This window comes from Enterococcus sp. BWT-B8 (genome assembly GCF_020567625.1).
Classification (GTDB): domain Bacteria; phylum Bacillota; class Bacilli; order Lactobacillales; family Enterococcaceae; genus Enterococcus_L.
Window position 1 is genome coordinate 154,881 of record NZ_JAJDJV010000003.1, and the last position, 19,718, is coordinate 174,598.

Consider the following 19,718-nt stretch of genomic DNA (forward strand, 5'->3'; position numbering starts at 1 on the left):
CAGGCAAACACCCTCCTTACTTTTTATCAAAAAAACCTTGGCTCTCATTTCACCTTCATTCCTTCTCATATGATATAATCGAGCAAAAAGGAGGGACAGGAAATGGATAAGATTCGAATCAATAACTTAAAATTTTATGCCAAAAATGGGGTACTACCTGAAGAACGGGTGTTAGGTCAGCAACTGGAATTCGATGTTGAGCTGAGACTTTCTTTGAGTAAAGCCGGACACAGTGATGATGTGGCTGATACAGTCAATTACGCTGAAGTAAATGAGAAGATTGCCTCTCGGGTAAATAATTCTTCTTACGATTTAATGGAAGCCCTAGTTTCAGCAATTTTAGATGATATTGAAGCAGGTTATGGAACACAATTAGATAGTGCTATGGTTCGTGTCCGTAAATACAGTGTCCCAATGCCCGGTGTTTTTGATAATATCGAGATTGAAATGGAAAGAAGGTTTAGTGTTTGAGTATCGTTTTTATAGCTTTAGGCAGCAATCTTGGAGATAGATTGGCGAATCTAAAAAATGCCCGTCAGGCACTGGCAGAACATCCCCGCATTACCGTCATGGATTCTTCTCAGATTTATGAAACAGAGCCTTACGGCAATGTAGATCAGGATGATTTTTTGAATGCAGCAGTTAAGATTGAAACAGATTTATCACCGCAGGAATTGTTGGCTTGTATCCAGCAGATCGAAGCAGATTTAGGGCGTAAACGGCTGATTCACTGGGGACCGCGTACCATTGATCTGGATATTTTATTATTTGATAATTTGCAGATTCAGGCAGAGAATTTAACCATTCCTCATGCTGAACTGACAAAGCGTTCTTTTGTATTGGTTCCGCTCAAAGATATTTATAATCAAAAAATTTTTGGAAAAGATTTGGTCGAGTGGATAAATATCAGCGGGAATGCAGAGGAAGTGAGAGGAAGTGACTTGGAATGGTAAATGATAAGCAGCAGGCAATCATCGAAAAAGCTGTCCGCGACATCTTGGGAGCGGTAGGCGAAGATCCGGATCGTCCAGGTTTAAAAGAAACACCTGCTCGTGTAGCCCGGATGTATCAGGAAATTTTCAGCGGATTAACTGAACCGGAATTTTCCGACTACAAGCTGTTTGACAGCCGCAATCAGGAGGACATGGTTCTGGTCAAAGACATTCATTTTTACTCCATGTGCGAGCATCATCTGCTGCCGTTTTTTGGAAAGGTTCATATTGCCTATATTCCCGATGGACAAAAAGTACTTGGACTGAGCAAACTGCCCCGACTGGTAGATTATTGCGCCAAACGTCCAAGTGTTCAAGAAGATTTAACCGTGATGATTGCTGAAAATTTGGAGAAACATATCCCGGTAAAAGGAATCGCAGTTGCAATTGAAGCGGAGCATATGTGTATGGCAATGCGTGGCGTTAAGTCTCCCAACAGTTTGACGAAAACATTTCATTATCGTGGCATTTTCAAAGAAGAACTGGAAGCTAAGCATGATTTCCTGCGGGCAATCGAAAAATGAACATCATTTATGCAACACATAATCAGGGAAAAGCTTCCGAATTGAGACAGGCTTTACGGCTTTTTCAGCTGGAAGAAAAAATACATTTATTCTCTTTAGAAGATATTGGGGATACGCATGTTCCTCCGGAAGAAACAGGAGCAACCTACCTTGAAAATGCCCGTTTGAAGGCCCGCAGCTATGCTCAGTACCTTGATCTGCCTGTCCTGGCAGACGACGGCGGTCTTGAACTATCTGCTTTTCCAGATATTTTAGGCGTTAAAACGCAGCGCTTTTTTACCAGTAATGATCCCGCTCAACAAAATATTGAGCTCTTGAATTTATTTACCGACAAGCCTGATATTTCCAGAAAATGTACGCTGCACGCTTGCTTAGTCTATCACGATGAGGCAGAAGAAGTTTTTTCCGAGGCAGAAATATCAGGAGAAATCACAACACCGCGCGGAGATGACGGTTACGGCTTTGATTCCATCATTTTTTTACCAAAAAAACAGAAAACCTTTGCCCAACTTCCACAGGAAGAACGTCTCTTGATGAGTCCCCGGGTACAGGCATTTCAAAAATTACTGGAAATGGAGGTTTTTAAATGACTGATTTTTCACGTCCTTTTCAAATCATGGGTATTCTGAACACCACACCGGATTCTTTTTCAGATGGCGGGCTTTACCATAAAAAAGAGACCGCCTTGGAGCACGCACAGGAGATGATCGCAACTGGTGTGGATATTATCGATATCGGCGGTCAGTCTACCCGCCCGAACTATCAGGAAGTTCCAGCCGAGATTGAGCTTGAACGAGTCATTCCCCTAGTTGAAGCAATCCGCAAAGAAACAGAGCTTCCCATTTCAATCGATACGTATTTTCCCGAAGTGGCTAAAGCAGCGGTCATTGCCGGTGCAACAATCATTAATGACGTACGTGGTCTGGATACTCCGGGAATGGTCGAAGTTGCAGCGGCTTTTTCGGAAATCGGGCTTATAATCATGCATTCACGTCCACGCAGACCTGTATCACTTCAAGAGGATATTCAGGATTTCTATCAGGAAAAATTTGAATTGTGTCAAAAACATGGAATTGTAGAGAATCGTATCTGTTTTGATCCGGGACTTGGTTTTGATAAAACACCAGAAGAAAATCAGCAAATTCTGAGAAATCCCGCTGCTTTCCGCTTTCAGAATTTCCCTTTACTGTACGGTATCTCCCGAAAAAGAACAATCGGTGCATTAACCGGTGAAAAAAATCCGGCTGATCGGGATTTCGGTTCTGTTGCCGCCTCTCTATTCGCAGCCAATCAGGGAGTGGAAATTGTGCGTGTTCACAACGTCAAAGGAATGAAACAAAGTTTTGATGTTTGGAAAGCGCTTAAACTTGAATAATTAAGTTTTCTCCAGGATTGAGTGGCAGCTCCTATTCCATACTTTATTAGAAAGCTGCAGGAAGGTTCACTTGTTGAACAGTCCTGCAGCTCTATTTGGTCTATCTAGTTTTCTTCTGCTTGCTGTTTCAGAATAATAAAAATAATTGTTACAATAGCCGCTGCAGCAAAAAGTACACTCACTTAATAAGCCAATTGTCGCGCCAAATATGAAAAAGCTCCCATTTTTCCACTGAGCTAATCATGGGCAGAAAAAAATGAATCTGCAACTTTATTTCAGAAATGAGCACAGATGATACTTTTACTACTGCCTAAAATCTACTATTCTCTCAGCTTTTTTATATAAGATTTTTTGCAACAAACATCTAAATTTTGCAACTAAACACAAATAAGAAGTAATAAATGCGCTCAGAGGGTATATTGATTATGAAAGGAGGCAAACAATGAAAATTAATTATTTTTGGGATAAAGATTATTCATTAAATGAAATTGGCATACAATTAAATCCTCAAAATCAACACTTAACCACAAAACTGGATTTAAATTTAAATGGATATCCTAAACTTGAAGTCATTAATCCTATGAATGAACGAAAGTCAACAATCAACTATTCTGAAATTTACCTGATCGAGGCAATGGATCATCTTTCAAAAATTTATACAATTGATGAGAAAATATTCTATGCAAAAGGACGTCTCAAGGAATTCGAGGCACTATCTATCAATGGGATCATCCGAATCAACAACTCTGTTATGTTGAATTTAACAGAAGTTGCAGCCTTTAACAACGGGCAGTATGCCCGACTTGAAGTTCACACAAAAAATGGACAAACACACATCGTCAGCCGTCACTATGCAAAACAAATCAAGGAGGAATTTCAATGTTTAAAGAATTAAAAAATCAATTCATGCAAACCAGTTTTCTAACAACTATTTGGGTACTTGGAATTACAACACTCGTATACGGGAACTCCACCGTTAAGTTGAGCAGTTTTTGGTCTATCATAGGAATTTCAATTATTATAGCTGCAATTTTCGGTATCATTTATCCTTACATTTGGAACTATGGTACTTGGACAGCACCAGTGAATATTACAATAACAACACTGGTCAATTTTTTTGGCGGATTTGCTGCTGTTTTTCTTTTTTCAAAAGACATGTTTGAACTGATCACACCTTACTGGTGGGCAATATTACTGCTGAATTTGCTCCTTCATATCATTGCATTCTATTTTTATAGAAATTATCAGAATAAAAAAATGGTCCCTGAACTGAATCATTTAGCTAAATAAGAATCATTGAGAGTGTCCTATTAAAGAGTTGATACTAGAAAAATCTAGGTATTAATCTTACTTAAAAACCAGTAATACTAATTAAACAGCAGAGCTTGGAACACCTTTCCTGCCCCTCCCAAGCTCTGCTGTTTCTATAACTAAATAATAAACACTTGAAACGCACAATTTCAGATTAAGTGCCTATCTCCTCTCAAGTTTAGTGCAGCCCTAACTCACACAAAACAATACTCTCCGGAAAAATTGCGGTTCTAAATTCAGCAGCTGTTATTTATGAGCAGCACTCATAAAACCTTTATTAATCTTATCTTCTAATTTCCATTGTATCCCCTGCTCAAATCAATCAAGCTCATCAAATCAAACCCTGTATTCATACTTGAGTAGATGGAACACACCACAAATAATTCCTTTCCGGCAAATATCACCTTCTTGAACCTGCCCGAAGATGGAGGAATATGGTAATGCCCATGGACAGCCCCGAGGATATTGTATTGTTCAAACAGGGTCTCAATTTCCGGCTCTGTACAAACATATTCCTTGTTGTATGCATTGCTTTTCGGCGAAAGCATACTGAGCTCATTAAACAGAGGCGCATGGGAAACAATAACAGTGGGGATCTCATAATCTTCAGCAAGCAATTCTTTTAAGGCTTTGAGAATAAAGCGTTGCTGCTGTTTTTTTCGTCTGACCTGTGCAACAGGAATAGTGAGCCCTATATAGCGAATGCCATTATGAACAAGACTGCTGTTATTCAGCAGATTAACTCGAGGAAAACGTTTCTCCACTTCCCCTTTTACCACCTCATAATAAACATGATCACCCGGCGGCAGCAAATACCAAGACTCATCCGGATTGACCAAAAGTACTTTGAACCAGTGCTCTTCGAAAAACGGCCGCCATTTATCCCACTGTTCACCTTTTTTGTATCGACTGTCCGGCAAGACATCCACCAGTTCATGGTTTCCCAGAACATAAATTCCCCGAATGTCTTCATTTTCTACATGAGAATCCGAAATATCTCCGACCAGAATATTGAAGTGATTGTTCGTAAATGGAAACTTGCCGTCAATTGTATGCATGTCAGAAACCACATTGACAAGATTTGTATTTTCCGTTGAATGCACATTTTCAAAATATTTCATCAGCTCATTTGGATCAGTACTATGTGCAACATAATTTTTTCGTATCTCAGACAGCTCTTTTCCATATTCTGAACGTAACAGCGGTTTATTATTTGCCGGCACAGATTCTTTCGTAACAAGCATCGATTCTTCTATCGTCTGTTTCACTTCCTGAGGCAGCAGCGCCAGCGCCGGTTGTATATCGGAATCAAACGTCAGTCGTTTATACATCGTGTGCTCATCAAAAAGATGTGTCTGCACAGCGGTTTCCAGCAACTGGATATTTTTCCCGTCTGTTGTAATCGGCAAAGCGTGCGTCAGCTGTACAACAAAATTTAGGAATTCTGAAATATAGCCGGAGATTCCCGTTTTCACATTTTCAGTAAATAAAAATTTCCCGGGAAGATTTGCGGAAAGAGGACCTGTTTCATCATGCTGCAGCAACCGCCCCAGAATTTGGATCATAAATAAAGGCTGTTCAAAAATTGCGTTATAGGCCTGAACAACTTCAGCAGAGTCCTTGTCTACTCGCTTATTCATCACCTGAAAAATACTCAGCATTAAATATTTCTCCAGATTGGTTTTATGTGATTCAATATATCGCTGTACTTCTTCCGGATGAAGCAAATACTGGATTGCTGCGCGCTGAATATAGTTTCTGGCAGTATCATAAGGAATCGCCGAATATACAAGATCGCCTCTGGAAGACAGCGCCATGGAATCCTCTCTTACATTGTAGGTCAATTGAAAATAGTCATTTTTAAAAAGCGTCTTATTAACAGGACGTCGTTTATTCTCTGGATAAAGATCGAAACGTGAGACAAGCTCCGATGGCAGTACACTTGAACTTTTCACTGATGTCAAAGCATTCATATTCTCTTGCTTTATTGATTCAAACGGCTGCTGTTTTCCAACAATTAAATAATCATTTTCACCACTTGTTTCCATGTAATCACCTCACGCTTTCGAATGAATAACCAATCCATTCTCCTGATTTTTATTCCATAACTTTGTCATGTCTTCCCTTCATTATATCATCTCTTTAATCATTCGAATTAACGGGATTAAAAAAACACACTGAAATGAATGACAAACAAGGCTCGATGCCCTACCTGCGCTCAATCCAGTATGTTTTCTTGTTTCGTACAAAAGTTATGACAAAAGCACTTAGCTCCGAGAACTAAGAACAGGGATGCTCACCGCTTGTAAGCTCTAAACTGTACCAAGCATTTATGCGAGAAGACATCGAATCACTTCTTTCTTCGTGATTCGACGCCATAAAAAGGACAAGCTGAAAATTGCCAAAAAAGCTTATGAGAGCGTATCACTTTGTATTGAGAACCAAAACGGAGTCCTTCAAGAGACTGTGACCACTCTGTTCGGTATAATGATTCTTAATTACCTAAAACCACCTGAAAATTTTGATTTATTTCAGCTTTAATTATCGGGTGCTGCTTTAAGTAATCAGCAATCAATTCTGTCATATCGATTTGAATCTCCCGCACAATTTTTCCTGCATTAAACACCTTGTAATTGCCTCCGCCAACTGCACGGTACTGATTCACAACTACTTCAAGCTCCTGCTCCGGAGTAACTGCTTTTTCATGAAATAAGAGCTGAGTAATTCTTTGTCCCGGCGGCTCACTCATATCAATCGTATAATCAATACCTTCATACATGTCATAGTTATAATACTGCGGCTTTGGTTTGATAAATGCAGGATTAAAAATAATCTTCCCATCCTCAACTGCCAAATAATTTGCCGTTTGCTCCAAAGCTTCCCGCAACTCGGCTCCGGTAATCTTTATCACCGCCAGAGTATTAGGATAAACATAGTTAGTAATAACATCCCGCATGGTGATTATCTGATTGAAGCCTTTTCCTTCATTGTTGAACAGTGCTGTTCCAGATATCTCAGCGCCGCTGGCAGCCATTTGTACATGATTGATAAATTCTACATAAGGATGCTCAACGAGACGCGCCTGCATGGGATCTGTAATCTGCATCGATCCTTCAACCTGTCCCAGAGGCTGATCCAGCCACTTGTCCAAATCATCTTCCAATGATTCGACTAAAGTAAGAATTTCTGGATCAGCCGCAGTATTCTCAACTGAGTGCAGAGCCGCACTGCTGTCAACAACAACCACTTTCTCCCCCTTCTTCTCCACCGTTAACTGAATCTCTCCGATATGACTGCCTCGATAGCCTGGCTGAACAACAGGTACACCATTTAAGAACGCAGCGATTTGTCGATGCTGATGTCCTGTAAAAAGAGCATCAATTCCCGCCACTTCCTGTAACAGCGCATAGCCTTCATTTTCACCGGTCAGCACTTCTGTTGCTTCCCCAGTCTCTAAATCTCTTTCAAAGCCTCCATGATAACAAACAATCACAAGATCAGCCATTTGTCTCAGCTTCGGAATATATTTTTTAGCCGTTTGGATAATGCTCTCAAACTGCATTCCCTGAATTGTTTCTGGTTGTTCCCAGTGGGGGATGTATTGTGTTGTCAGTCCCAGGACAGCAATTTTTATTCCCTCTTTTTCAAGGATCGTATACCCTTGTCCAAAATAAGGCGCCCCCTGTTCATTGAGGATATTGGCTGCCAAAATAGGCGCCGTATAGCTGCTGAGTGTTTTCTTCAAGTATGCTTTTCCATAGTTGAACTCATGATTGCCCAACAGCTGAACATCATACCCCATATGATTTATAACACTTGTCAATTCACTTGCTGAAGACCTTTTTTTTGCAACATAGTAGCTGAAAGGAGACCCCTGAATAAAATCGCCATTTTCAATCATGATTACCGGTCCTTCAGCTTGTTCACGCAGTTCTTTCATTTTAGCGGCAACCTTTGCTGCGCCAATCGCCAAATCCTGCTTGCTTATATAATCAGTTGGATAGACATACCCATGCATGTCACTTGTTTCAAGAAAAGTAATTTTCATTTAATCGCTCCTTTAAAATAGATAAAGAAAAACAGTCTAGACAGCCTCTTGCTTGTCTCGAATAACCGCAGAAACAGAAATGTTCAGCGCTGTCTCTATGAGTTTCACTACACTACATTTCGTTTCGATCTCATCAATTTCTAAATGGCAAAGCCGTTAAGTTTTTGAAGGACTTCGTTCCAAACCTCGAGACAAAAGCTTGAAGCTTATTGTTTTTTCTGTCCCGTCGTTTATTTGAGTTTCCCAAATACTATAAGTCTAAGAACCTTTGTATTTCAGATTCCTGTTTGTATCTTTTGCTTTTATTCACATAAAAGTCGGCAGCTCTGCAACAACTAAAATTAGAGACACTCGAAAAAATCTCTTTCAGCACAAGCTGTATGGCTTACACACTCAAATCAAGGGTTTTCAGCACATGGCCCGGTTTGAAGTTTTCTGACAGCTGCCTTGTCATCTCTCCCTGCTTGAAATGGTACAAATTATAGCCATACCCTTCTTCAAAGCGAACAATTCCAGCACCCTCATCTTCTCCGATAAACGACATGCCGGCAACCGTATAATATGGAATCCCGTTGATTCTTCCTATAAAAGGATGATGAGTATGTCCATTTAATATACAGCGAATATCATAGGGTGCAACTAGCTCAAGAAATCGGTCGGTTCCCGACCACTTTGGTGTAGCACTTTGCTGCGACAGAAGATGATGATGTGTCACCAAAATAATTGGTCGGTCTTTTAGTTTGTTCAGCGTCATTTCCAGCCACTGAAACTGCTCTTCATTTACACAACCATCTGCCTGACCATAACATGAATTGTCAAAAGCCAGAACAGTGAAATCAGGGTAGTCCACAACCTGATTATAAGGTAAGTCGGATGCTTCTTCCTCACACCAGCCTGAGCGGAAGTGTCTCTTGATATCATGATTTCCTAAAGTAACGATCACATCCGTATTCCCCAATGCTTCATACAGCCATTCTTTAAAAAAACGATAGTCTTCTGCCTCTCCATCCTCTGTCAGATCTCCGCTGATAATAACAATATCCAGCACAGTCTGCTGCTGAACACGCTCCAAACATTGTGCTAAAGGGATCAAAGGACTCTGCATACTAGCAAGCATTCCTTTATAGCCTTCTTCACATGCTTCATAGGTTCTGCGAAAATGAATATCTGATATATGCAATATGTTCATGGTTATCTCAATTTCTTTCTAATAATTCCAGTGATTTGATCCAAAATAAACACAGTAACAACCACTCCAATCAAAATAATACTGACTTTCTCCCAGCTGCGCGTCTGAATCGCAAAGATTAAGGGCGCACCAATTCCGCCGGCACCGACCAGCCCAAGCGTTGCTGCACTCCGAACGGCTATTTCAAAATGATTCAGCGCCAGCGAGCTATAAATCGGCAGCAGATAAGAAAAACGGACAGAAAACAAGGTCTGCCAAAAATTGGCGCCAACTGCATACATTTCTTCCACCGACCGTTCATCCATTGCTTCCATTTCTTCTGTAAACAGTTTTCCCAGCATGCCGATTTGATGAACACCAATTGCCATAACACCGGCAAACGGACCCGGTCCAACCACTTTTACAAAAATAATTGCAAAAACCAGCTCAGGAAAAGCACGCAACACATTACAGACAAACTTGCCGACTCTTGTAACCATTGGATGTGCAGACCATAGATTGACGGCACTCAGCAACGTTAACGGAATAGCCAGAACAGTGGCAATCATTGTCCCCAGACAGGCAATACCGATTGTCAGCAGCAAAAGACTGACCAAATCTTCCCCGCTGCCGTCGTAGAAAAAGCACCAGTCCGGCTGACTCAGTCCTTTTAATACATCCATTCCCATCGAAAGCGAAAAAGTACTTAATCCGGAATAATCAATACTCACAGCTGAAATCACAACGAGAGCAATCAGAACACTGATTGACAGTATCGTTTTTTTGCTCATTTCACGAATCATCATTTGAACGACCTCTTAACCCGTTCACTTAGTTTGTCGACAATTGTTACAGTTACTAAAATCGTAAGAATAATGATTGAAACACGCTCATATTTTAACAACGCCAGAGAAGAATTCAAAATCACACCGATTCCCCCCGCACCAACATAGCCTAGAATAGTCGATGCACGGACATTCACTTCAAATGCATAAAAAGCATACCCGATAAACTGATTGATTACCTGCGGGACTACTGACCAGACAGCTGTCTGTATTTTATTGGCCCCAACTGCTGCTGCTGCCTCCAGCGGTCCAAAGTCAATCGTTTCAATCACCTGAAACATCAACTGGGAAACCATTCCAAATGTAAAAACAGCAATCGTCAAGACACCAGTCGCTTCACCTATCCCAAAGATCGCAACAAAAAGAGCGGCTAAGAGCAGCGTAGGAATCGTACGGACCAAGCCAAGAAAAAAACGAATAATCGTTGAAATCAGGCGATTGTCTGTGACTACCGTTGTAGCTGCGAAACTGACTGGTATAGCCAGACCTACACCAAGAACAGTCCCTAGCAGCGACATTGCCAGGGTTTTGAGCATCGGACTGATCAGTCTGGGCAAATAACCAAAATCAGGGTGAATAAATCGCGACAAAAAAGCCGTCATTTGGCTTGAATTCGAAATGACTTTTGAAAAATCAGCTCCCGTAATCCAGACACTTCCCTGAAAACAGAGTAGTAAAAAAAGAAGCAGCAGTAAATGCTTATACCAGTTAAAATGTACAGTCTCTTTCAATTTCATATGCTTTCCCTGTCCTCTTCAAAAATAGCTTTGCCGTAAATCTTTTCCAAACGAGCTTCTGTCAGTTCCTCAGGATTCCCATCAAAAACCACCTGCCCTGCATTCAATGCAATAATGCGTGTGGAAAATTCTCTTGCCAGCGGTACTGAGTGCAGATTGACAATCACGGTTTTATTCATTGTCTGATTAATACTTTTCAGATCCTGCATTACCTTTTGTGTCGTAATCGGATCTAATGACGAAACTGGTTCATCCGCCAAAATAACAGGTGCCTGCTGTACCAATGCACGGGCAATGGAAACCCGCTGCTGCTGACCTCCGCTCAGCTCATCACTGCGTGTATGTAATTTATCTGACAAACCAACTGTTTCCAGCGCATCTTTTGTCCGCTGATAGTCTTCTTTTGTAAACAATCCAAAAATACTTTTTAACGTAGAATAATAGCCCAGCCTTCCGGACAGGACATTCTTTTGAACAGTACTTCGTTTCACCAGATTAAAGCTCTGTGAAATCAGCCCGATTTGTCGGCGAATCAGCCGCAGCTCTTTCTTGCCTGCTTTGGTAATTGAGGTTCCATTAACACGGATATCTCCTTCTGTAATGGGTACCAGACGGTTGATGGAGCGCAGCAGCGTACTCTTGCCGGCACCGCTTAACCCGATAATTGAAACAAATTCCCCTTCTTCTATTGTCAGGTTGATCTTTTGCAGACCCTTCACACCATTTGGGTAAACCTTTGAAACATTGTCAAAAATAATCATGAACTTTCCTCTTTTATAATGAGGTCGGGACAAACACCCTTATGAATATTTGCCCCGCCGGTTATTTAATTTTTCCTTATCGCATGTGTCCGGGAATCCGCAGCCTTTCCCAGACCAATTACTCATTTATTCTGCTGCTTTTTCAGTATATGCTCGAATCGTATCATAAGCAGAATCTGCCGCTTCTTCATAGCCCTGATGTCCCCACAATGACATCGCTTCAGCACCTTCTTCATCAGCTTTCATCCCCAGAAAGACTTCTTTAATTTCTGCCTTCAGTGTCTCATCCATTTCCGGTTGAACAGCAATAGCATCATTCGGGATATCCCCTTCTGTCAGATACAGTACGCTTAAATCCTTAAACAAATCATCATCAGAAAAGCTTGATGCAAATACATTTCTGGCGCCTTCAAATACAAATGCCGCATCCATTTGCCCATTTAATACAGCCGTAATCTCACTTGGAATATCATTGACTGTTGTGATCGTTGCATCGGTTGTCGGATCAACGCCTGCATCCTTCAGCTCCGCCACTGGATAGATATATCCGCTGGCTGAGTTAGGACTCAATGCTGCAATTTTCTTCCCTTTTAAATCCGTTAATTTCTTTATATCACTGTCTGCCCGAACCAGAATTTCTCCTTTAAAGGTATTTGTCAGCTCCCCCTCTAACGGCAAGCCGGTTTCCTGATCATAATCCCCTAGCTGTGAAGTTAAAATAGCCTCTGCTGCATCCATATCTTTGGCCTGAACATAAGCTGCAGGCGGCATAATTCCTATGTCAACCTGTCCTGAAGCCATCGCTTCGACAATTGTTGAATAATCAGTAGCCAAGGTTACCTCTACTTCACGATCCAGTTTCTTTGATAAATATTCGGCAAATGGTTTTGCTTTTGCTTCCATACTGCCGTCATTATTTGTCGGCACGAATTGAACAGTTAATTTGTCCTTCTTTGACTCATCTGAACTGTTGCTGTTTCCTGAATTACACCCAGATAAAGCCGCTACTAGTATAATCCCCATAAACACCTTAGCCAATTTCTTAAAATGCATTTTTTCTCCTCCTGTTGGAAAATGATTTCTAGTACCTCTAAATCATATCAAGAAATGAAACTTTTTGAAGTGACACACGTCACATTTACACGATTTTTACATACAATTTACAAAAAAAGATCATTATCGTTCGCATTGAGACTAAATCCTTTCTACGTTATAATAAAGAAAAAGCACAGGAGAGACTTTCCATGAAAAAAATTAAGGATGCGGAACGATTGTCTTCATATATCGAAAGTCATGATCTTCAGTCCTACATGGATTCAGATCTTTTTGCGATGGCTTCTTTATACTCTTTTGAAAAAGACGAACATCTTATACATACCGGAACCGTTTCTGATTTTCTTTATTTTTTAGTTAAAGGAACAGTCATGGTGTATTCTTATTCTACTGATGCACAAAATATTTGTATCGATTATGCCACACCGGCAACTCCACTGGGAGAGGCCTCCTCTTTGTGGGAACTTCTGCCAAAAAGCAGTGTAAAGGCTGTTACTCCAAGCATTTGCGTCTGTATCTCGTTAAATCGTTATCGAGCAGCACTGCAGCAAGATGTTCGTTTCCTGCAAAATATCTGTCAGCTCCTCAGCTGCCGATTAAACTCAGGCATCAATCTGGCAAATTCTCTGACTGAATCTGTCGAAATCCGCCTGGCCAAATTTATTTTAGCACACCAGAAGAATGAGACCTTCTCTTTTCAGCTCACAACCTGCGCAGCTATCTTAAACGTAAGCTATCGGCATCTTCTGAGAACCATTACCAGCTTTCGTGAAGCAAATATATTGGAGAAGCATAAAAACTATTACCTGATTCGTGACGCTGCCGCTCTGAATGAGCTGGCGGAAAATCTTGGAGCTTCAGTGAAATAGCAGTATGTGATTGAATATAAAATTAACAGAGGATGACACAGCCCTGCTGTTGTCATCCTCTGCTTTCAGTTTCACCTATTCGTCATTCGCTATCTGCTGCTCTAATTTATCCAGCAACGACGTATAGTCTACCTTTTCATAGTCCGTTACGTCAAACTCGTACAATGTCCCCAATTCAAATGCATCATAATTTCTGTCTGAAATAATCTTTTTAAAGGCTTCTTTTGTAATGTGGTTAGTCGCCAGTCTCCGATCGTCCAGAGAATCTCCATAATGATAATGATCCATGATATAGCTCAGATGACGTTCATGTTCACGGTCACGCGTATAACGGCGTTTCCACAGCACGTCGAAATCTGCTGTCAGTCTGATTGTAATGACTTCATAGCCATATGTTTCTGCCATCTTTTGAAGCTGCCCCTTTTGTTTGTCGCTAAACGGATACTCGGAAACAACGACTTTCTTTCCCGCCTCCATATAGAGAGCTAAAGCCTTATAATAGAATGGATACACCTTACTTCGTTCCTGTTCAGCCCGTTCTTCCAAATTATCAAAACCAATTGAATCGGCATAATATTCCTTGATTTTGTCTAATGTGATTTCATACATATCCGGAAATCGTTCACGAAGCTTGTTCATAAGATATGTTTTCCCTGTGCCGGGACTGCCGGCTAGAAGAATGAAATACTTTTTCATTTTTCTTACTTCCCCAAATTAGTTGGACTTTCCAGATTCATAAATAAACCAATCTTATGAGAAACAATTTCCTTCACTGTTCCATTTGCCGGAATCACATTATGACGAAGGGATTTATTGACCTCGGTTTGGCTAAATGACTCTTTCGCTGCTTTTGTCCAATTTACCAACAGCTCCGTGCCCACATTAAACTTACGAATCCCGTTATTGATCAGCTCAGGATAGTCTTCCTCTTTAACCCCTGTTCCGCCATGAATCACCAGAGGAACATCTACCACTGCATTGATTTCTTTTAACAAAGGAATGTTCACTTCTGTTTTAGATTTAAACTGACCGTGATTCGTTCCTATGGCAATGGCCAGCGCATCCACACCTGTTGCTTTTACAAATTCTACAGCATCCTCAGGCTTCGTATAGACTTTATCATCCTCCGCTACGTGGATTCCCTCCTCCGTACCGCCAATCGTTCCCAGTTCACCCTCAACAGACACACCCTTTGCATGAGCATATTCAACAACGGCTTTCGTTTTTAGAATATTTTCTTTAAAGGGTAAATGAGACCCGTCATACATTACAGATGTATATCCGCTGTCAATTGCCTCTTTAATATCATCAAAATTGCGGGCATGGTCCAAATGAAGAACCGCATCCACCATCTCCTCATCAGCGATAGCTTTCACGACATTAACCAATACGTTCATTCCAATGTATTTTGCTGTATCCACACTAGTCTGAATAATAATAGGTGCACCCATTTCTTTTGCTGCTCTCAGCATATCCGGCAGCATCTCCAAATTATGTGTATTAAACGCTCCGACTGTAAAATTCAGTTCTTCTGCTGTTTTAGTGACTTCCTTTAAAGTTGTATACATAATCAAATCCGCCTTATCTCTTATTTATAATTATTGATTTCCGCTAATCGTTACTTGTTTGGCAATTTGCCGCATCTCATCCATTTTTCCCATATAGTAGTCGATCCCCTGATCATCACCGGCCCGTGCTGCTTCCGCCCGCTTTTCGTTATACAGGCTCATCAGCTTCTTATATCCGTCGCCGATGCTCTTTTTATTTTCCAAGCTTTTTTCAAGCTGTTCGATTGCCTGATCTTTTTCATTCAAATCGGACAGTTTAAGTCCCACTTGCTCAAAAAGCTCTGCCAGTTTATTATTATCTTGGGTAGTTGAAATTTCCTGATTCAATCGGTTAATCTCTGATCGAATTTTTTCCGCTGCCTCCGGAGACAGAACTTCTACTTCTTTCTCCGGTTCTTTTTTTTCTTTCTTTTTAAAAAGTCCGAACATTGGATATCCCTGCTTTCAGTTTAAAATGCTTTCAAAATCGGGCTCAAAAGCCATGCATACAATAGAGCTGCTGCGACAGTATCCACATCAGTTGCTGTTGCATTAACAAAGCCCATTGAATTGAAAATGGTAACCAGCAGTGCCGGCAGCAATGTGATAAAGAAGCCGTGCGCAATCCCGCCGATAATCGCTCCTCTTCGTCCGCCTACAGCATTTCCGAAAATCCCTGCAGTTCCGCCTGCAAAGAAGTTTGTTAACATTCCCGGAAGGATCATGGCAAGTCCGAACATCGGCAGTGTAAACATTGCGATAATCGTTCCAATCGTTGTAGTGATAAATCCCAGTATGACTGCATTTGGGCTGTACGGGAAGAATACCGGACAATCCAATGCCGGAATAGCATCGGGAACCAGCTTCATTGCAATCCCCCGGAATGCCGGTACAATTTCTCCCAGCAGCAGACGAACACCCGCCAGCAGCACATAAACCCCAACAACAAACTGAATTGCCTGAAGAAATGCAAACATAATATAGTTTTGACTGCCGGATAATTCAGAAGCAAATGACTCTCCTGCAAAAACTGCTGTAATAATGTACAGCGGAACCATAACAACCATCACGGACAAATACGTATCTTGTAAGAACTCAAAGTGTGACGGCAGCTTGATATCTTCAATGGATTTTTTATTTTCTCCTTTTTCACCAAAAATCTTGGCAACCCCGGCTTCAAATAAATAACCAATCGTACAAAAATGTCCTAAAGCAATATCGTTGGACCCGGTAACTTTTCGGATAATCGGTTGAGCAACAGCCGGCATCGCAATGGCAAACACTCCGCCGACAAAGCCGCCAACCAGAATCAGAACAAATCCCCGTAAACCGGCAAAATACCCAAACACTGTTGTCATCGTAGCCATCCATAAAATTGCCTGTCCAGTTAAGAAAATATATTTCCATTTCGTGAAGCGGGCCAGTAAAATATTAAACACAAAAATTGCCAGAAATGTTAACGCAATGTCTCTGCCCAACCCTAGATCATTCATTGCCTGTCCATTGATCGCTTCAATTGAAGGAATAATCCCCTGCATCTGGAAGCCTTCAGTAAATATCTCACCAAAATATGTCAGACTGCCCACAATGATACTTGAGCCGGCACTCAGTACCTGAAAGCCTAAAAGAGTTTTCAATGTACCTGAAATCACCTGACCTGCCGACTTCTTTTGCAGAAGCAAACCCAGCATTGCTATTAACGCAATGGTGATCGATGCCTGTGTCAAAATGTTTTCGATAATAAAATTGATAATCCCCATTTCTCTTTCCCCTCATTTCTTTTTTTAAATAACCCCTTTGTCTTTTAAGACTGGAGTAATTTTTTCCTCAATCTCATCTTTAGAAACAATATTTTTCAGATAAATCATTGCCGTTTTAGGATCTACCTGAAATTTTTCAAATTGGGAACGGAAATTCTCAGCTGTAATAATCACATCCGGCTTCATGGAAGCAGCCGATGAAATATCGCAGTGATCCAGCTTTGCCTCTACACCCAGTTTATTTAATACATCCTCTGCTGACATTTGTGCCGCAAAGCTGCTGCCCAATCCTGCTCCGCATACGAATAAAATATTTAATTTGTTCATGTTTTCCTGCCCCTTTTCTTATTTGTAAAAACTACTCAGATAACTTCACAGTTTCTTTATTCCGGTGACTTGATATTTTTCCGATTATTGACTTCATTTCCATCGTTATTGGCTTTGAATCGATTTTATCTGCCCAATACTTAAGCTTAAACGATCCTCCTCCTTCCTGTTATTCTTCCTCTTCCGAAAACAGCAGCTGCTTGAACTGGGTCATGTTTGTACAGTTGATCAACTGATTCAGCTTCGATTCATCATTAATCAAGGCAATCAATTCTTTCATAAGATTTAGATGTGAATAAGAATCAACTGCTGCCAGACAGAAGATGATCTTCACCGGGTCCATGTCTGGATTTCCAAAATTAATCGGGTGCTCAATCGTAGCAACACTGAGACCCAGCTTCTTGGCACCGTCTTCCGGTCTTGCATGTGCCAAAGCCAAATGCTTGCCAATCACAATATACGGTCCGAATTCTTCCACGGCACGAACCATGGCATCAACGTACTGTTTTTCAATAATGTCGTCTTTCACCAGTGGTTTTGCAACCAGCTCAATAGCATCTTGCCACGTCGATGCATTTTTCTTGATCATAATATGATTGTCTGTCAGGATGTCTTTTAACATTGGTTGGATCTCCCTTTTATTTATTTCTAAGCTGTTCCTCTCAAATATCGCCTCCAGCTTGCTGTAGATGTTCCGATTAACCCGGCCGCCGCTTTCTTCAATGATCGTTAGAATATTCGCAAACAGCTCTGTTGATTCATTTCCATGCGGCTCCAATCGCTGAAACTCATTATTTTTCTTTAAAAACTCTCCAACTATCGGAATATTTGCATCCGTAAGAATTGGATCAATGACCAGAACCGGCTTGTTCTGATAAGCTACATTAAACGTAGTAAACACCAAATCCACATCCAGCTTGTCCACCAGCTTCACTTCTTTGGAGCTCAACACCGCAACAACCTCAATTTGAGGAAATTTCTCTTTCAGGTTTTCTGCAAGCAGATTGCCTGTAGCTATACCGTGGTTACAGACCACAACAGATTTATAAATATATGTCAGATCACGATTGATTGCGCTGGCAACAGTGGAGAAATGAATGACCAGAAAGGCGATCTCATCTTCAATGACTTTCCCGCCAACTACTTCTTCAAGAGTCGGAATAAACTGCATCACAGCACGATAGATAGGGTGATAGTTAGCTTTGATGTTATCCTTTAACGGGTTAAAAACCTGAATATCATTTTTAACTCTGACGATAAGAGCCGCTATATGCTTGTACAAGTTCTCGCACAGCATTTCTTCTTTTGAATTAAAAGGAATATGTGTCTCATTTTCTACAAATTGAATCAGTTGGATTGTGAGTAACTGAGCTTGAACCCATTCAAGCGTATTCGATATGTCTCTTGTGTTAAATGTTTCAATTGTAAAACGAATATAATTACGTTCTACTTGCGGTACATCTTCCAGTTGATAGCCTTTAATAATTTTATCAATAAAATCAGAGAAGACATCATCTTCAAATTCCGCATTTTTCCAGCTTACTGCTGAGATAAGCTCATGCTTTTTTACCCGCTGAATCCAGATCAGAGTGAACAGAAGAATTTGATTTTTGTAGATATCATTTTCCTGCCTAGGGTGTTCACCAGAATAAATCTCGGCAAGCTTTTGGATTTCTTGTATATTGAAATACTTGTTAAAAACCTTTTGTGCTGGTGTTACGCTGGAATCTTTACTCCTCGAGAAGTCGATCATACCCAAATTCTGATTAATCAAATCGTAAATCATTGTTCGTATGGAGCGTTCAGGACCTTTATAGGACAACCCCTGCTTTCCATAGCTGACAATTTCTATTCCGTATTTCAATAAATCTGCTCTCAGCCGACGCATATCTTCATCCATGGTACTTTTAGAAATTTGAAATTCCTCTTCTTTGCGGTTCAAATACACAGGATTTTTTTCATAGGCGATAGACAGGACGATATCAAAGGTCCTCTCATTCCGGTTTAACAGGTCTCCATTTAGGTTTAACAGAGCCGCTTCCAGTACCTTCTCTTCCTCCGAAGTCATCTTCAGCAAAAACCCTTTACTGCGGATGGTCAGAATTTCAGGCAATTCTTTACTGGTCAACCATTCATTAGCCTCAAGAATCTCTGTCCGAATCGTACGCTGACTTACATTAAAATCAGCTGCCAATACCTCTGCTTTGATTGGATATTCAGATGCGCTGATTCTTTGAAGTAATTCAACTGTTCTTGTTTTCATAGAAGTAGGTTCCTTTCTGATTTCAGTATATGCCCTTGCCAATAAATTAAAAAGTGGAGATTTCTTCCAACTAAAACGGAAGCAATGCAAGCGCTATCAACGCAAAACTATTTCATTATTAATTCTGTTAATTTCAAA

20 protein-coding genes and 1 pseudogene are annotated in these 19,718 nt (G+C 40.7%); 8 read left to right on the forward strand and 13 right to left on the reverse strand.

Features of this window, described 5'->3' with window-relative positions:
• Nucleotides 1-102 precede the first annotated feature (102 nt).
• From folB to LI951_RS05180, 7 genes are all read left to right on the forward strand, one after another.
• On the forward strand, nucleotides 103-471 hold the full coding sequence (gene folB / locus LI951_RS05150) for a dihydroneopterin aldolase (protein WP_202065097.1): 369 nt from the start codon (nucleotides 103-105) through the stop codon (nucleotides 469-471).
• The gene (gene folK / locus LI951_RS05155) at nucleotides 468-953 is read left to right on the forward strand and encodes a 2-amino-4-hydroxy-6-hydroxymethyldihydropteridine diphosphokinase (protein ID WP_229441481.1); all 486 of its coding nucleotides are present in this window, start codon (nucleotides 468-470) and stop codon (nucleotides 951-953) included. The genes folB and folK overlap by 4 nt, the downstream gene beginning before the upstream one ends.
• Nucleotides 947-1,516, forward strand: coding sequence for a GTP cyclohydrolase I FolE (folE, locus tag LI951_RS05160; RefSeq protein ID WP_202065099.1), 570 nt, complete (start codon nucleotides 947-949; stop codon nucleotides 1,514-1,516). Before folK ends, folE begins: the two co-directional genes overlap by 7 nt.
• Nucleotides 1,513-2,106, forward strand: a complete 594-nt coding sequence (locus tag LI951_RS05165) for a non-canonical purine NTP pyrophosphatase (RefSeq protein ID WP_229441482.1) — start codon at nucleotides 1,513-1,515, stop codon at nucleotides 2,104-2,106. The genes folE and LI951_RS05165 overlap by 4 nt, the downstream gene beginning before the upstream one ends.
• Nucleotides 2,103-2,891, forward strand: coding sequence for a dihydropteroate synthase (gene folP, locus LI951_RS05170; protein WP_202065102.1), 789 nt, complete (start codon nucleotides 2,103-2,105; stop codon nucleotides 2,889-2,891). Before LI951_RS05165 ends, folP begins: the two co-directional genes overlap by 4 nt.
• A 442-nt stretch (nucleotides 2,892-3,333) precedes the next feature.
• The gene (locus LI951_RS05175; protein ID WP_229441483.1) at nucleotides 3,334-3,786 is read left to right on the forward strand and encodes a LytTR family DNA-binding domain-containing protein; all 453 of its coding nucleotides are present in this window, start codon (nucleotides 3,334-3,336) and stop codon (nucleotides 3,784-3,786) included.
• Nucleotides 3,771-4,181, forward strand: coding sequence for a hypothetical protein (locus LI951_RS05180; RefSeq protein WP_229441484.1), 411 nt, complete (start codon nucleotides 3,771-3,773; stop codon nucleotides 4,179-4,181). Before LI951_RS05175 ends, LI951_RS05180 begins: the two co-directional genes overlap by 16 nt.
• 311 nt (nucleotides 4,182-4,492) lie before the next feature.
• Here the strand turns inward: LI951_RS05180 and LI951_RS05185 are convergent, their stop codons facing one another.
• From LI951_RS05185 to LI951_RS05215, 7 genes and pseudogenes are all read right to left on the reverse strand, one after another.
• Nucleotides 4,493-6,175: a metallophosphoesterase family protein gene (locus tag LI951_RS05185; RefSeq protein WP_229441518.1), complete on the reverse strand. Its 1,683-nt coding sequence runs from the start codon at nucleotides 6,173-6,175 to the stop codon at nucleotides 4,493-4,495.
• A 521-nt stretch (nucleotides 6,176-6,696) separates the two neighbouring features.
• The gene (locus LI951_RS05190; RefSeq protein ID WP_229441485.1) at nucleotides 6,697-8,250 is read right to left on the reverse strand and encodes a bifunctional metallophosphatase/5'-nucleotidase; all 1,554 of its coding nucleotides are present in this window, start codon (nucleotides 8,248-8,250) and stop codon (nucleotides 6,697-6,699) included.
• 385 nt (nucleotides 8,251-8,635) lie between these two features.
• Nucleotides 8,636-9,439, reverse strand: coding sequence for a metallophosphoesterase family protein (locus tag LI951_RS05195; protein ID WP_229441486.1), 804 nt, complete (start codon nucleotides 9,437-9,439; stop codon nucleotides 8,636-8,638).
• Between the two features lie 2 nt (nucleotides 9,440-9,441).
• Nucleotides 9,442-10,224: a phosphonate ABC transporter, permease protein PhnE gene (gene phnE / locus LI951_RS05200; protein ID WP_229441487.1), complete on the reverse strand. Its 783-nt coding sequence runs from the start codon at nucleotides 10,222-10,224 to the stop codon at nucleotides 9,442-9,444.
• On the reverse strand, nucleotides 10,221-11,000 hold the full coding sequence (gene phnE / locus LI951_RS05205) for a phosphonate ABC transporter, permease protein PhnE (protein WP_229441488.1): 780 nt from the start codon (nucleotides 10,998-11,000) through the stop codon (nucleotides 10,221-10,223). Before phnE (LI951_RS05205) ends, phnE (LI951_RS05200) begins: the two co-directional genes overlap by 4 nt.
• A pseudogene (gene phnC, locus LI951_RS05210) lies at nucleotides 10,972-11,761 on the reverse strand (phosphonate ABC transporter ATP-binding protein). The gene phnE (LI951_RS05205) and the pseudogene phnC overlap by 29 nt, the downstream one beginning before the upstream one ends.
• A gap of 126 nt (nucleotides 11,762-11,887) precedes the next feature.
• Nucleotides 11,888-12,814: a phosphate/phosphite/phosphonate ABC transporter substrate-binding protein gene (locus LI951_RS05215; protein WP_202065118.1), complete on the reverse strand. Its 927-nt coding sequence runs from the start codon at nucleotides 12,812-12,814 to the stop codon at nucleotides 11,888-11,890.
• Nucleotides 12,815-13,005: 191 nt separating this feature from the next.
• Between LI951_RS05215 and LI951_RS05220 the strand changes: the two genes are divergently transcribed.
• Complete coding sequence (locus tag LI951_RS05220) at nucleotides 13,006-13,683, forward strand: cyclic nucleotide-binding domain-containing protein (RefSeq protein WP_202065119.1); 678 nt, start codon at nucleotides 13,006-13,008, stop codon at nucleotides 13,681-13,683.
• Between the two features lie 75 nt (nucleotides 13,684-13,758).
• On the opposite strand, the gene LI951_RS05225 is transcribed toward LI951_RS05220, so the two are convergent.
• The 6 genes from LI951_RS05225 to LI951_RS05250 all read right to left on the reverse strand — a co-directional run bounded on the left by LI951_RS05225 (nucleotide 13,759) and on the right by LI951_RS05250 (nucleotide 19,580).
• On the reverse strand, nucleotides 13,759-14,379 hold the full coding sequence (locus LI951_RS05225) for an AAA family ATPase (protein WP_229441489.1): 621 nt from the start codon (nucleotides 14,377-14,379) through the stop codon (nucleotides 13,759-13,761).
• Between the two features lie 5 nt (nucleotides 14,380-14,384).
• The gene (locus LI951_RS05230; RefSeq protein WP_202065123.1) at nucleotides 14,385-15,251 is read right to left on the reverse strand and encodes a class II fructose-bisphosphate aldolase; all 867 of its coding nucleotides are present in this window, start codon (nucleotides 15,249-15,251) and stop codon (nucleotides 14,385-14,387) included.
• Nucleotides 15,252-15,281: 30 nt separating this feature from the next.
• On the reverse strand, nucleotides 15,282-15,680 hold the full coding sequence (locus LI951_RS05235) for a tetratricopeptide repeat protein (protein ID WP_202065126.1): 399 nt from the start codon (nucleotides 15,678-15,680) through the stop codon (nucleotides 15,282-15,284).
• 20 nt (nucleotides 15,681-15,700) lie between these two features.
• The gene (locus tag LI951_RS05240; protein WP_202065129.1) at nucleotides 15,701-16,990 is read right to left on the reverse strand and encodes a PTS sugar transporter subunit IIC; all 1,290 of its coding nucleotides are present in this window, start codon (nucleotides 16,988-16,990) and stop codon (nucleotides 15,701-15,703) included.
• 24 nt (nucleotides 16,991-17,014) lie between these two features.
• Nucleotides 17,015-17,317 (reverse strand): PTS sugar transporter subunit IIB, encoded by a 303-nt coding sequence (locus tag LI951_RS05245; RefSeq protein ID WP_202065131.1) that lies wholly within the window; start codon nucleotides 17,315-17,317, stop codon nucleotides 17,015-17,017.
• Nucleotides 17,318-17,486: 169 nt separating this feature from the next.
• The gene (locus LI951_RS05250; protein ID WP_229441490.1) at nucleotides 17,487-19,580 is read right to left on the reverse strand and encodes a BglG family transcription antiterminator; all 2,094 of its coding nucleotides are present in this window, start codon (nucleotides 19,578-19,580) and stop codon (nucleotides 17,487-17,489) included.
• Nucleotides 19,581-19,718 lie beyond the last annotated feature (138 nt).